The sequence below is a fragment of the Pseudomonas sp. SMV71 genome, from assembly GCF_052042015.1.
Lineage (GTDB): Bacteria > Pseudomonadota > Gammaproteobacteria > Pseudomonadales > Pseudomonadaceae > Aquipseudomonas.
The window spans coordinates 96897-110467 of sequence record NZ_JBKGGU010000007.1; the positions used below are offsets into that span (position 1 = coordinate 96897).

Sequence of the window (13571 nt, forward strand, 5' to 3'; positions counted from 1 at the left end):
GTGAGTAGTTGATGTCAGCAGGATACCTTTCGCTGCTGCGCGAACGTCAGTTCGGCAGCTTGTTCGCCACGCAAGTTACCAATGTGCTGGCCACCTCCATATCCGGCCTTTACCTGGGCACCGTAGTCGACGCCGCGACCGGGTCAACATTTCTTACATCCTTTGCGATGTTTGCGCCGTCGCTGGCCAGCCTTTTGGGTGCGGCGAGCCTGATGTCGCTGGCCGACACCTCCTCGCCTCGTGCGCTGATGACCGCCCTGCAGCTCCTCAGCGCCATCTGCATGGGCGCTCAGGCCTTGCCACTGCCCTTGTGGATGCGGTTTGTGCTCCTGATCTTCAGTGGGCTGCTCGCGGCGATCAGCAGTGGATTGCAACTAGGCTTGGTCGTGACCAGCGTCGGACGTGACAACTATGCCATGGCTCGCAGTCTTCTGAACCTGACGAACGGGGCAATGCAGATCTGTGGCTTCGCCTTCGCAGGGGCGCTTATCCAGTTCGTGGATCCCCCGCCCATGTTCGTGGCTCTGGGAATACTCATGGCTCTGGGTGCCTGCGTGGTGCTGTGGGGGATACCGCCCACGCCCCGCCCAGGCATTGAACCAGGCATTGTACGTCGATCAACCGGGTTCGCTGCCACCCAGGCGGTTAACAAGTGGGCGCTACGCCACCCCAACGTCAGGGTCTTGCTGCTGGCGCTGTGGGTACCCAACGGAATCGTGGTCGGTGCCGAAAGCTTGTTTATCCCCTACGCTCACGACAATGCCGGCTATCTACTGGCGGCAGGAGCGGTTGGCATGCTGTTCGGTGATCTGATGGTTGGCCGGTGGATGCGCTCCGACACCCGCAGCAGGATCAACCTTTACCAGCGAGTGTTGCTGGCAGCACCCTACCTGATATTTTTCATCGAGTTGCCTTGGATGGTAGCCGCGCTGCTGGTCTTGCTCGCCAGCCTCGGGTTTTCTGCGTCGCTGGGGCTTCAAGAACGCCTAGTGGCCCACATTCCCCAGGATCGTATCGGACAGGTCCAGGGGTTGGAGTCCTCCGGCCGGCTGGCGGCCCAGGGCATTTTTGCCTTGGCAGCGGGCGGCACGGCCGAACTCCTCGGAGCCGGCTACACAATTACGCTATTCGGTGCCCTATCGCTGCTGGTGACCGCATCCTTGATGCCTCGTTTGGCACGCGTGAACACCCTGCAGGAAGCTGGCCCACCGACAACACGTGCCGCGCAGGAGTCTTAGTTACCTTGGGCAAAATCCCTCAAGACCTTGCCGTCCATCCGATAGCGCACCCACTCTTCCTGTGGCTGCGCGCCGAGGGATTTGTAGAACTCGATCGCCGGGGTGTTCCAGTCCAGGACACTCCATTCGAAACGACCGCAATCGTTGTCGCAGGCGATCTTTGCCAGGTGCCGCAACAACGTCTTGCCCGCCCCGCCGCCGCGTTGATCCGGCGTGATGTACAGGTCTTCAAGGTACAGGCAGTTGCTGCCCAGCCAGGTGGAATAGCTGAAGAAGAACACCGCAAACCCGATCGGCACGCCATCGCGCAGGCAGATCAAGCCATGGGCGGTCGCGCCCTCACTGAACAGACTGCGCTCGATGTCGGCCACACTGGCGATGACTTCGTGACGAGCCTTTTCGTAATCGGCCAATTCGGTGATGAAAGCAAGGATTTGCGGCGCATCGCTGGGTTGCGCGGGACGGATCTCGATCGACATGAACAGGCCTTGTAGCCAATTGAAAGCGCCATACTAAGCCGCTAACAGCCGCTCGTCACATATGAAAACAATCTCGCGCCCCGAGTCATCGGACGCGTGCATCCGAGAAACTGTCATGTTCGCTGCCGACTTCGCTCCATTGCAGGCCCTAGCCACTCAACTGCTGCCTCATGCGCTGGAATCTTCCGGGGACGGCGCTCACGATCTGTCGCATTTGCAACGGGTCTGGAGCAACGTTCGCGCACTTGAGCGCCATGAGGGCGGCGATATGGCCATCCTCCTCGCGGCAACATTGCTGCACGACTGTGTGGCAGTGGAAAAGAATTCGCCGTTGCGCGACCAGGCATCTCGCCTGGCGGCGGACAAAGCAGCGACGCTGTTGTCGACACTCGACTGGCCCGGCGAAAAAATCAGCGCCGTTGCCCATGCCATTGAAGCTCACAGCTTTTCAGCCAATATTGCTGCAGTCACGCTGGAGGCAAAAATCCTCCAGGATGCTGATCGCCTCGACTCACTGGGCTTGCTCGGCGTTGCGCGAACGTTTTATGTCGCGGGACGCATGGGCAGTGTGCTCTATGACCCTCAGGACCCCTTGGCCATCGCCAGGGATTATGACGACAAGCGTTACTGCCTCGATCACTTCCAGACCAAATTGCTGCACCTGTGCGATGGCTTCCAGACCGCTACGGGGCAACGTATGGCGCTGATCCGCCACGAGCGACTCAAAGACTTCCTCAGGCAGTTCATGGAGGAAGCCGGCCTGAGCGATTAGACCATTCGTCGCCGCCAAGGCACCACGCGGCTCGGGCGCAGCCCAAGATCAGGCAAGCATTCAAAAAATGGAGGCGACACCATGATCACTTCAAGGCTGACTGCATTCACACTTGCCACGCTGCTTTCCTCGGCGGCGTTCGCGGCGACCACTTCCGGCACCGGGCCGACCGACCCGGTGCAGGCACCCAACTCGCCAGCCACCCAAGGCTTGCCCAAGCTGAACACTGACGGTACCGGCGGCACGTTGAACAATGGCCAGCCACCCGCTACCGGCACCGATCCACGAGTGCAGGGCAATGACATGGGGCGTCAGGGTGTGACCACGCCGGACTCCACCGCTCCTGATAACGCCGAGACAGGCGTGGGTTCCAAGACCACCACCGGTGGTTCGGGCTCTGAAGGCGGTGGCGCCAGCCAGTAGCCCTCTGCTCACACACAAGAGGAGGAAGATCCCATGCCTCGTGGAAGCAAAGACAAATACACCGCCGAGCAAAAGCGCAAGGCCGAACACATCGAAGAAAGCTACGAGAAGAAGGGCTTGTCCGAAGACAAGGCCGAGGCACGCGCGTGGGCGACGGTGAACAAGCAGTCGGGCGGCGGCGAACGCTCCGGCGGTTCGGGGAAAGAGAAACCGGCCGCTGAGAAGAACACCGATCGCAAGGAATCCGCCCGGCGCGCGGCCAAGACCCGCGAAGGCCATCCGCGCAGCAGCAAGGCCTCCCATGCGACGCAGACGGTGGACAACCTGATGAAGGAAGCCCGGGCGAAAAACATTCCAGGGCGTTCGAAGATGCGTAAGCAGGAGTTGGTTGAAGCGTTGCGCAAGGCTGGGTGATGGTGGGTGTCAGGGATGACGCATTCGCGAGCAAGCCCGCTCCCACAGGTTATGCGGCGTGTATCAGTTTTGCGGCCGGCACTGTTCCCTGAGGTGGGAGCGAGCCTGCTCGCGATAGCGGTGGCTCAGGTTACTTTGATGTTGGATCTGCAGGCCTCATCGCGAGCAGGCTCGCTCCCACAAGAGAACTTTGGCCGGCACAGTTCCCTGTGGGAGTCAGGCTTGCCCGCGAAGGGGCCCGCCCGGGCGATGCAGGTTTCAGCGCTGTTTCAAGCGGTCGATCACCACTGCCAGCAGCAGGATCGAGCCGCGGATGACGTATTGGTAGAAGGTGTCGATGTTTTTCAGGTTCATCGCATTCTCGATGATCGCCAGGATCAGCACGCCGGCGATGACGTGGCGAATCATGCCGATACCACCGCTCAACGAAACCCCGCCCAGGACGCACGCCGAGATCACGGTCAGTTCAAACCCCTGGCCGATCATCGGTTGGCCCGAGGTCATGCGCGAGGCCAGGATCACCCCGGCCAGGGCGCCGATAACGCCGTGCACGGCGAAAATGATGATCTTGGTGCGATCAACGTTCACCCCCGCCAGCAGCGCCGCTTCCTGATTGCCGCCGATGGCCATGGTGTTGCGCCCATAGGTGGTGTAGTTCAGCAGCCAGCCGAAGAACAGGAAGCACACGATGGTGATCAGGATCGGGACCGGCACACCTAACAACTGGCCGTTGCCATAGACGAAGAACGCTTCCTGGGAGACGCCCACCGCTTTGCCGTTAGCGAAGATGTAGGCCAGGCCGCGGACGATCTGCATGGTAGCCAACGTGGTGATCAGCGCATTGACCCGCAGCTTGGCGATGACGATGCCGTTGATCAGACCGACGATCAGCCCCATCACCAGCGCCGCACTGATGCCAAGGAACACGCTGTTGGTGTCGCGCATCACCACCGCCGCGACCACGCCGGCGCAGGCGATCACCGAGCCGACCGAAAGGTCGAAGTGCCCGGAGGCCAGGCAGTACAACATGGTGCAAGCCGCAATGCCGGTGGTGGAAATCGCCAGGCCCAGGCCGCGCATGTTCAGTGGCGACAGGAAGTTATCGATCATCAGCGTGCACAGCACGAAGACCCCGATGGCCGCCAGCAACATCGCCCAGTCGTCGAGGAAACGACGCATATCCAGGGGTTTGCGTGCCGTTGGCAGTGCATTGTTTTGAATGGTCATGTTTACCTCTCAGTTCGCCGCGTCGGCAACGCGTTGGCGTGGCAGCGCCAGTTGCAGCAGGTTGGATTCATTGGCTTGGTCACGCGGCAGTTCGCCGCGCAGGGTCCCTTCGCAGAGCACCAGGATCCGGTCGGAAATGCCCATCACTTCCATCAGGTCGCTGGACACCACAATCACCGCGATGCCGTCCGCCGCCAGGTTGTGGATAATCTGGTAGATCTCGGCCTTGGCGCCGATGTCGATGCCGCGGGTCGGCTCGTCCAGCAGCAAGACCTTCATCGGCATCGACAGCCAGCGACCGAGGATCGCCTTCTGCTGGTTGCCGCCGGACAGGTACATGATTTTCTGCCCCGCCGTCGGGGTCTTCACTTTCAGCGCCTTGATCTGTTTCTCGGCGTTGCCTCGCTCCCACTCGCCGCGCAACAGGCAACCCAGTGTGGAATGGCTGCTGCGGGCGCTGATATTGATGTTCTCGCCCACACTCGCCAGCGGCATGATGCCTTCTTTCTTACGGTCTTCCGGGCAGAGCAGCACGCCGGCGCCGATGGCATCGCGGGGTGAGCGCAGCTTCAGTTCCCTTCCGTGCAGCACCAGCCGCCCTTCCGTCTGGCGTTCCAGGCCACTGAGCATGCGCAGCAGCTCGGTCCGACCGGCCCCTACCAGCCCGAACAACCCAAGGATTTCCCCCTTGTGCACCTGGAAACTCACCGGCTCGCGCAGGCCCGGCCCCAGCAGGCGCTCGACTTGCAGCGCCACCTCACCGCGCTCACGAGTCCGATAGTCGTAGATGTCCTGGATATCGCGACCGACCATGCAGGTCACCAGTTGGTCATGGGTCAGCTCGCTCATGTTCTCGAACGTGCGCACGTAGCGGCCATCCTTGAACACCGTCACCGCATTGCAGATCCGAAACACCTCTTCCATACGGTGGCTGACGTAGAGCACCACTTTGCCCTCGTCCCGCAGGCGGGCGATGATCGCCATCAGACGGTCGATTTCCCGCGCCGAAAGGCTGCTGGTGGGCTCATCGAAAGCGATGACGTGGGCGCCGCGGGACAGCGCCTTGGCGATTTCCACCAGTTGGCGCTGGCCGAGGGACAGACGACCGACTTTTTCCTGGGGGTCGATTTCGTCCGCCAGGCCTTTGAGCAGTTTCAACGCCTGCTGACGCAGCAGCCCGCGATTGACCAGGCCGAACCGCGCCGGCAAATGGCCAAGGAACAAGTTCTCCGCGACGGTCATTTCCGGCACCAGGTGTAGTTCCTGGTGGATCACCGCCACGCCGCTGGCGATGCTGTCGGCGGTGGATTTGAAGGCCATCGTCTGCTCGCCGATCTGCAGCTCGCCGCTGCTCGGGATGTAGGCACCGCCAAGAATCTTCAATAACGTGGACTTGCCCGCGCCGTTCTCGCCCATCAGGGCATGGACCTGCCCCGGATGCGCAACGAAACTGATATTGGCCAGCGCCTGCACGCCGGGAAAGGTCTTGCCGATCCCGTTGAAGCGCAGGCTGCCGCCGATGCTTTGTTGTTGTGTCGCTGTTTGCGCTTGCATAACCACCTCGAACTTACAGAGATCAAGCGGCCCGGTTGCCAGGGCCGCTTTGAATCAACCCGCCGTCAATTCCACAGGCCGATCTTTTCCAACTCTTGCTTGAAGTTCTCCCGGGTGATCAGCGTCACCTCGTCCATGGCGGTGTATTTCGGTGGTTCCTTACCCGTGGTGACCCACTCGTACATCATCTCGGCGGTCTTGTAGCCTTCGATGTGCGGGCTTGGCAGCATCGAGCCGAAGAAGCCGCTGTCAGGTTTCTTCAACTCGCCGATGGCGTCGGTGCCGTTGATACCGATACCGATTACATTAGCCGCCTTGAAGCCGGCGCTTTCGGTGGCGCGCACACCGCCCAGCACCGTGTTGTCGTTCATGCCGCCGATGATCAGGTTCTTCGCGCCGCTGGGCAGTTTGACCAGCGCGGAGTTGGTGGAGTCCATGCTGCCCGGTACGTCGAGGGTCTTGAGGGCCGAGTAGAGGATGTGATCCTCCGGGAAACCGGCTTTTTTCAGCGCGTCGACCGAACCGTCGGTGCGTTTCTTGCCGGTGTCCAGCTCGTTGAAGGTGTTGATCACCGCGTAGGTCTCTTTCCAGTCCCAGCCGCGTTTTTTCGCTTCGGCGGCCATGGCGGCGCCCTGCTTCTGGCCCACTTCGAACGCGGCCATGCCCAGGTACGGGACGTCCTCCATGAACTTGCCACTGGCGTCGACGAAACGGTCGTCGACGGCGATGACTTTCAAGTCATTGAGTTTGGCCTTGGCCATGATGGCCGGGCCGAGCGACACGTCCGGCGGGCAGATCACGAAGCCCTTGGCGCCGTTGGCGGCGAGGCTGTCGATGGCCGAGAGGGTTTTCTCACCATCGGGCACGGCGATCTTGATCACCTTGAAGCCCTTGTCCTTGCCCGCCTTCTCGGCGAACGCCCATTCGGTCTGGAACCAGGGCTCCTCGGCCTGCTTGACCAGAAAACCGATTTTCACTTCTTCAGCCGCCAGCAGGTTGCAGCTCAGGCTGACCGCGGTTACCGCCAGGGCGGCGCGACACAGGGAACGGATCCCACGACGATGCTTCATAGTTGACTCCTTGTTTTTTTTATTGAAAGCCAAAACGTCCAGGATTCTGCTCCACCTAGGGTGGACTCACGCAGGCTGGGCGGTACAACAAGTTGCTACAGCATAGGGCTAAATAGTCATATCGTATGATGATTGAATGACAGGCGAAGTTTCCCGCTGCCACTCAAGAATATTCAGTCGTGATACATGACCGAACGTCCACCATCGATGGTGATGCATGAGGCGTTGATAAACGGTGCTTCATCGCTGGCCAGGAATATGGCCGTCATTGCCACTTCGATCGGCTGGCCGATTCGCCGTGGCGGGTGCAGGTCCAACGCACGCTGGCGTTCGGCATGGGGATCGGCAAAGCCGTTCCAGTAGTCGACGTTCAGTTGGGTTTCGATATAGCCCGGTGCAATGGCGTTGACGCGAATCCCTTTGGCGGCATATTCGATGCCCAGGGCACGCGTCAGGCCGAGCAAGCCATGCTTGGCTACCGGGTATGGGAAACAGCCGGGAATGATGTGGGACGAATGGGTCGATGCAATGTTGATGATGCTGCCCACGCCCTGCTCGATCATCTGTGGCAATACCGCCTTGCAACCGTACCAGGCGCCATCCAGGTCGATAGCGAAGCAGCGGCGCCAGTCGTCTTCGGTCATCAGCAGCGGGTCACGGAAGACGTTGACCCCGGCACAGTTGACCAACACGTCGATGCGCCCGTGCCGCTCGACGGCAAGCCGGGCCATGGCCACCAGGTCCTGCTGCTTCGACACATCGGCCTTCAGCGCCTGCACATCCGCACCACGCTCCCGCCAGTGGGCGGCCACTTGCTCGACTTTGTCAGCCTGGATGTCACTGATGACCAGTCGCGCCTGTTGTGAAGCGAACGCAGCGACAATCGCCTCGCCAATACCTTGCGCGGCACCGGTCAGCAACACCACCTTGTTTTTCAGGCGCTCGCCCTTGGGTGGCTCTGGCACTGGCGGCAGGGACAGTGGCTCAGCCATGGACCACGTCCCCAACGTACAGGCACGACAAAAGCCGGGCACCCGAGGATGACCGGCTCAACGCAAGCTTGAACAACATGGGTTCACGTACACCGCCAGAGCGCACGGAGGGAGATCGTTGCATCGCTTCACCTGTTTTGTTTTTTTAGTGTGAGTGCGTATTGCTATGGAGCCGACTATAAACCCGGCCACCGGATAATCTCAATATATATATTTACATCCCATATTATGGGATTCAGCCTGCAAACCGGGTACAGGCCACGCCTGGAACATCGACTTGCATCGACAGCAGCGCTCCGTCCAGCGGATGGCCCAACGGGCTCGCCGCACTGGTGATGTACAGTGTCTTGAGGTCCGGTCCACCGAACACGCAACTGGTGGGACGACTGACCGGCAGTTCGATTACCTGATCAACGTGACCGTCCGGGTGCAGCCGCAGCAGGCAACTGCCGTCCCAACGAGCGTTCCAGATATAACCCCGGGCATCCATCGCCGAACCGTCCGGCCCGCCACGGGAATGCGGGCCAAACCAGACCTCGGCAGGCGCCAGGTTGCCTTCAGGGTAGATGAAGTGCCGGTACAACGTGCCATCGAGGCTGTCGCCGAAGTACACCGTGGTGCCGTCAGGGCTCCACAGCAAGGTGTTCGGGATCCCCAACCCGCGCAGCAGCGGCATCACACGACCATCAGCAGCGACGCGAAACAGTCCGCCGGAACGTTGCTCGATGGGCAAGTCTTCGCCGTTTTCACCAATATTGTTCTGCATCGTGCCGAGCCAGAGTTGGCCCAGGGCATCGCAGCGAGCCTCGTTGGGCCGATTGCCTGGCTGGGGATCGGCCATGCACAGCAGCGTCAGCCTGGGCTCCAGGCCCGGCGAATCCAGGTCCAGCCGATAGACGCCACTGCTCAGGGTTACCAACGCGTCGCCACTTTGGGTGGGTATAAAGGCCGACACATGCTCGGGCATCTGCCAGATCTGCACATTGGCACCGATCAGCCGCAGCGCCTGCTTGCCGGCGATATCGACCCAGTACAGCGCCTGGGTCGGCTCATCCCAGAACGGCCCCTCGCCCAGTTGCGCCCGGTGTTCCGTCACTGCCGTCCACTTCATTGAAATCTCCCATTCCCGGTGTGCCTGGCGGTGTCGGTTCGACCGGCCATGACATTGGGGTAAAAACGTTTGATCGCCAGGTCGGCGTTATCGATCAGGGTCATGCAGGCCCAGACACCTCGCGTGGCATCGCGAGCAGCAATGGCTTCGGCGATATCCTTGTGGATAGGCAAGGTGCGGCGCAGTTCATCGGGGTCGGCCGCCGAGACCTCGAACGACACCGCCAGCAAGGCGCCCAGGGCCGGGACCATCTGTTCGATGAATTGATTATGGCTCGCGGCGAGGATGCACTCGTGGAAAAACTGGTCGGCGCGGTTGTAATCGGCACCGCTGTCCACCGCCCTCTCCAGCGCATGGTAGGCCAGGCGGATCGCTTGCACCTGCTCGCTGGTGGCCCGTTCGCAAGCCCAGCGCACCGCCATCGGCTCGATGGTCCGGCGCAAGTCCAGCAGATCGTCGACGAAGTTTTCCGGCAGGCCGCTGCGTGACAGCCACCCCACCACTTGCGGGTCGAACAGGTTCCAGCGCCGCACCGGCAGGACCCGGGTGCCAACTTTCGGCCCGACCTCCAGCATGCCCTTGGCCACCAGGGTCTTGATCGCCTCGCGGATCACCGTGCGGCTGACCCCCAGTTGCTCGCCGAGGTCCGCTTCAACCTTGATGGCCTGCCCAGGCTTGACCTGGCCGGCCGCTATCCAGCCACCCAGCCAATCGACGGTCGATGCGTGAAAACTGCTGGACATGGAAACCCCGCGGGCTGTTCTTATGGTGGCCCACGCTAATCATCATATGATTGGGTGTCAATCCGAATTTTGGGTAACCACTGTGGGAGCGAGCCTGCTCGCGATAGCGGTGTTTCAGCAACACATGAGTCAACTGATCCGACGCCATCGCGAGCAAGCTCGCTCCCACAGGGGCAAATCAGGGTTCCAGGCCTATCGGAAAGAACTCACCCCCACTCCACACGCCCAACCAGCGTTGTCCGTCCACCTCACGACTGACTGCCAATTCCACCAACTGGTAGAACACATTACGGTGGATCAGCGCCTCGAGATTACTGCGCACATGCACGTAGGGCGCGGGTTCCTGGGTCTGAGGATCGATCACCACCCGCATCGGATGCTCGGGGCCCGCTTCGGTGGTTTCCTCGACATTGGTGGTAAAGCGCAGGAGCTGCCCTTCTCCCTCGCCTTCGACATCGAGGGTCACGGCCACGAAGGGCGCATCGTCGACCTTGATGCCGACCTTTTCCACTGGAGTGATCAGGAAGTAATCATCGCCGTCGCGGCGGATGATGGTGGAGAACAACTTGACCATCGGCTTGCGCCCGATGGGCGTGCCCAAGTAGTACCAGGTACCGTCACGGGCGATGCGCATGTCGATGTCGCCGCAGAAGTCGGGGTTCCACAAGTGGACCGGCGGCAGGCCTTTGGTCTTGGGGATCTGCCCCAGCAAGTCATTGGCTTTTTGCGGTCCGCTCATGGTGACTCCTTGAATTATTCGTCGCTCATCCCCAGCAGGCTGCGGGCATACTCACGCAAAGGCGCGGCGATGAGGTCTTGGGGTTGTTTGTCGTGCAACGTCAGTAAACCGCCACGACTCTTGATCCGTGCAGTATCAATCAAATACTGGGTGCTGGTCTCGATCAACATGATCTGAATCACGCTGGTGTCGACGCCCAGTCGATCCACGGCCTCTTCGTCGGCCCACTCGTCGCTGTTGCCGATACGGTTGTCGGCCTTGGCGAACCGGGTGTACAGCAGGTAATGAGCGCCGGCGGCACGGGCCTCGCCCATTGCCTGGTCAAGCCCTTCGGGCACTCGGGCACGACGGACCATGGGGAAATATTCGATGAAACCGTTGAAGGCTTCCTCGGCCACGACATTGGGCCGTGGATAGGCACCGCCCGGCGGAGCGAAAGCGCCCTGGGCAATATAGATGAACGAGTCCGGCTGGATACGCAGGTTGTTTATACGACGGCTGTCGCTGTGGTCCAACAGGCCGGCGTCACTCATGTGATAACGAACGCCCTCCCCCATGTCGCTGACATTCATGCAACCGCCAAGCGCTAAAACGGCCAGCAGCAAAACCAGGCTACGCATCCTACCCTCCAGAAACCGGTGTCGGAAAACCGGCGAATGGTCGTGGGATGCAGCTTTTGCGCCAGCTCAGCGACTTGTCGGGTCTTCAGTCTCGGAATATGTCCGTGGCGAGGGAGCTTGCTCCCGCTGGGCTGCAAAGCAGCCCTCTTCGGTCTGAAGCCTTACGACAGCTTCGCAGCCGAGCGGGAGCAAGCTCCCTCGCCACAAAGGGCTGTCAGCCGCCGATGATCTTCATGATGGTCGCACCACCGGAAAACGCCACTTCCTGCTTATCCCCCAGCGCCTTGACCAGCAAGCGCTGAAGGGCCGGCAACGCCTGGTGGCGGGGCTTGTCCAGCAAATCACCGACGAAGTGCCGATTGCTCGAAGACAGGCAGCCATGCAACCAGCCTGTGGACGACAAGCGCAAACGAGAACAGGTGCGGCAGAACGGCACGCTTTCGTTGGCAATCACACCGAAATACCCCTGCCCTGGAATTTCATAGCGCACCGCTGTGGCATCCACCGGCGCGTTGGCCTGCAGGTACTCGTACTGATCGCCGATCAGACTGAGCAACTGCTGGAGGCTGACGAACTGCTGCAAAAACGCATTCGAGTCCCGGGCCAGGTGGCCCATGCGCATCAACTCGATGAAACGCAGCTCATAGCCGCGCTCCAGGCAGTATTCGAGCAAAGGCATCACCTGGTCCAGGTTCTGCCCGCGCAGCGGCACCATGTTGACCTTGATCTTCATTCCAGCGGCGCGGGCCTGCTCCATGCCGCTGAGCACAGTCGCCAGGTCACCGCCCCGGGCAATGCTGCGAAACGCCAGGGGATCCAGGGTGTCGAGGGAAACGTTGATCCTCCGGATGCCAGCATCGACCAGCAACGGCAGTTTTTTTGCCAGCAACTGCCCATTGGTGGTCAGGCTGATGTCTTCCAGGCCCATCTGCCCCACCGCCGTCATGAACCGCTCGAGCTTGGGGCTGACCAGCGGCTCGCCGCCAGTGATGCGCAACCGCTCGATGCCGGCGGCCTCGATCAAATATTCCACGCCGCGCGCCATGGCCTCGGCCGACAGCTCATCCTGCGCAGCCACCAGCCGCTTGCCATCGGGCACGCAGTAGGTACAGGCATAGTTGCAGGCTGACGTCAGGCTGATCCGCAAATTGCGAAAGCGCCTACCTTGACGGTCAACGATCATGGATCACTCCGGCGGGAAAGAGGGAACGGACTGACGAAACTTGACCTATAAATCAAGTTTTAACAAGACCCAAGCCTGAGTATATTCCTGGGGCACTGCGCCATGTAAGCAGACATGGCGCAATCAGACAGCTGAATGTCAGTTGCTCGGCACGTCCGTATCGCGCTTGCGCTTGTTGCCCATGCGCACACCGATGTCCATCAGGAACTGGAAGAAGCCTTCCTGATCTTCCAGCACATTGCTCCAGAACGGCGAGTGATACAGCGCCACGGCGCCGTGCACCAGCGCCCATGCCGCGCAGTAATGGAAGTAAGGCGGTACGTCCTCGAGCTTACCTTCGCTGATACGGCCTTTGATCAGCAGGGTCAGTCGATCGAAATTCGAGGCACGGATCTTGTGCAGCTCCTCGACCATTTCCGGCACCTGGTTGCCCTTGACCACCTTCTCTTCCAGGCGATCGAACAAGCGGTAGCGTTGCGGGTCGCGCATGCGGAATTCGAAGTAGGCACGGGACAGCGCCTCCTTGTCCTTATCCACATCGGCCGAATGCAGGAGCTCATTCAGATCGCGCTCGTAGTCGAGCATCAAGCGCAGGTAGATCTCTGCCTTGGACTTGAAGTGTTTATAGATGGTGCCTTTGCCGATACCCACGGCATCCGCAATCATCTCGACGGTGACGCTGTCTTCGCCCTGATCGAGGAACAACTTGAGCGCGGTGTCGAGAATTTCCTGCTCGCGGCGGCGAAACTCACGGACCTTACGAGGTTCTTTGTGCATAAGAAAAAGGTCTGAAGGGTCAAAATTCGAAGCCGGGTATTATGCCTAACTTACGTAAAAATGCACGGATCATCCGCTCCCGGCAGCAGTTCTTCACAAAACCGATCGCTTTACGGGTTTCGCTTGGGTTGTTGGCAGGCCACGGCGGCAGGCTCTGCGCCGGTGAGAACTTATCCGAAGCGAACGTATTCCAAATCCGTTTAAAAACCACCCGGCCCAGACTGGACGG

At 60.6% G+C, this 13571-nt stretch carries 15 protein-coding genes; 4 read left to right on the forward strand and 11 right to left on the reverse strand.

Annotated elements, in window-relative coordinates; all coding sequences use genetic code 11:
• Positions 1-11: 11 nt before the first annotated feature.
• Positions 12-1238 (forward strand): MFS transporter, encoded by a 1227-nt coding sequence (locus tag ACLEJQ_RS08990; protein WP_440794147.1) that lies wholly within the window; start codon positions 12-14, stop codon positions 1236-1238.
• Here ACLEJQ_RS08990 and ACLEJQ_RS08995 read toward each other — a convergent pair.
• Positions 1235-1717 carry an N-acetyltransferase family protein gene (locus ACLEJQ_RS08995; protein ID WP_440794149.1) on the reverse strand — a complete coding sequence of 161 codons (483 nt, stop codon included), beginning with the start codon at positions 1715-1717 and terminating at the stop codon, positions 1235-1237. The genes ACLEJQ_RS08990 and ACLEJQ_RS08995 overlap by 4 nt on opposite strands.
• 115 nt (positions 1718-1832) lie before the next feature.
• Between ACLEJQ_RS08995 and ACLEJQ_RS09000 the strand changes: the two genes are divergently transcribed.
• The 3 genes from ACLEJQ_RS09000 (at position 1833) to ACLEJQ_RS09010 (ending at position 3326) form a co-directional block, all read left to right on the forward strand.
• On the forward strand, positions 1833-2489 hold the full coding sequence (locus ACLEJQ_RS09000) for an HD domain-containing protein (RefSeq protein WP_440794151.1): 657 nt from the start codon (positions 1833-1835) through the stop codon (positions 2487-2489).
• Positions 2490-2570: 81 nt separating this feature from the next.
• Positions 2571-2912 (forward strand): hypothetical protein, encoded by a 342-nt coding sequence (locus ACLEJQ_RS09005; RefSeq protein WP_440794152.1) that lies wholly within the window; start codon positions 2571-2573, stop codon positions 2910-2912.
• 33 nt (positions 2913-2945) lie between these two features.
• The gene (locus tag ACLEJQ_RS09010) at positions 2946-3326 is read left to right on the forward strand and encodes a Rho termination factor N-terminal domain-containing protein (RefSeq protein ID WP_440794154.1); all 381 of its coding nucleotides are present in this window, start codon (positions 2946-2948) and stop codon (positions 3324-3326) included.
• Between the two features lie 258 nt (positions 3327-3584).
• Here ACLEJQ_RS09010 and araH read toward each other — a convergent pair whose 3' ends face one another.
• The 10 genes from araH to ACLEJQ_RS09060 form a co-directional block, all read right to left on the reverse strand.
• Positions 3585-4553, reverse strand: coding sequence for an L-arabinose ABC transporter permease AraH (gene araH / locus ACLEJQ_RS09015; RefSeq protein WP_440794156.1), 969 nt, complete (start codon positions 4551-4553; stop codon positions 3585-3587).
• A 9-nt stretch (positions 4554-4562) separates the two neighbouring features.
• Entirely contained in the window at positions 4563-6107 is a 1545-nt protein-coding gene (gene araG / locus ACLEJQ_RS09020) for an L-arabinose ABC transporter ATP-binding protein AraG (RefSeq protein WP_440794157.1), read from the reverse strand.
• A 65-nt stretch (positions 6108-6172) separates the two neighbouring features.
• Positions 6173-7177 carry a substrate-binding domain-containing protein gene (locus ACLEJQ_RS09025; protein WP_440794159.1) on the reverse strand — a complete coding sequence of 335 codons (1005 nt, stop codon included), beginning with the start codon at positions 7175-7177 and terminating at the stop codon, positions 6173-6175.
• A gap of 173 nt (positions 7178-7350) precedes the next feature.
• On the reverse strand, positions 7351-8169 hold the full coding sequence (locus ACLEJQ_RS09030) for an SDR family oxidoreductase (protein WP_440794161.1): 819 nt from the start codon (positions 8167-8169) through the stop codon (positions 7351-7353).
• 235 nt (positions 8170-8404) lie between these two features.
• Positions 8405-9280, reverse strand: a complete 876-nt coding sequence (locus tag ACLEJQ_RS09035; protein WP_440794163.1) for an SMP-30/gluconolactonase/LRE family protein — start codon at positions 9278-9280, stop codon at positions 8405-8407.
• Positions 9277-10023: a FadR/GntR family transcriptional regulator gene (locus ACLEJQ_RS09040; protein ID WP_440794165.1), complete on the reverse strand. Its 747-nt coding sequence runs from the start codon at positions 10021-10023 to the stop codon at positions 9277-9279. Before ACLEJQ_RS09040 ends, ACLEJQ_RS09035 begins: the two co-directional genes overlap by 4 nt.
• Positions 10024-10201: 178 nt before the next feature.
• Positions 10202-10762, reverse strand: a complete 561-nt coding sequence (locus ACLEJQ_RS09045) for a DUF1285 domain-containing protein (protein WP_440794167.1) — start codon at positions 10760-10762, stop codon at positions 10202-10204.
• Positions 10763-10776: 14 nt separating this feature from the next.
• Positions 10777-11382: a DUF4823 domain-containing protein gene (locus ACLEJQ_RS09050; protein WP_440794169.1), complete on the reverse strand. Its 606-nt coding sequence runs from the start codon at positions 11380-11382 to the stop codon at positions 10777-10779.
• Between the two features lie 214 nt (positions 11383-11596).
• Positions 11597-12565, reverse strand: a complete 969-nt coding sequence (locus ACLEJQ_RS09055; RefSeq protein ID WP_440794171.1) for a GTP 3',8-cyclase MoaA — start codon at positions 12563-12565, stop codon at positions 11597-11599.
• A 138-nt stretch (positions 12566-12703) separates the two neighbouring features.
• Positions 12704-13342 carry a TetR/AcrR family transcriptional regulator gene (locus tag ACLEJQ_RS09060; protein ID WP_440794173.1) on the reverse strand — a complete coding sequence of 213 codons (639 nt, stop codon included), beginning with the start codon at positions 13340-13342 and terminating at the stop codon, positions 12704-12706.
• Between the last annotated feature and the right edge of the window lie 229 nt (positions 13343-13571).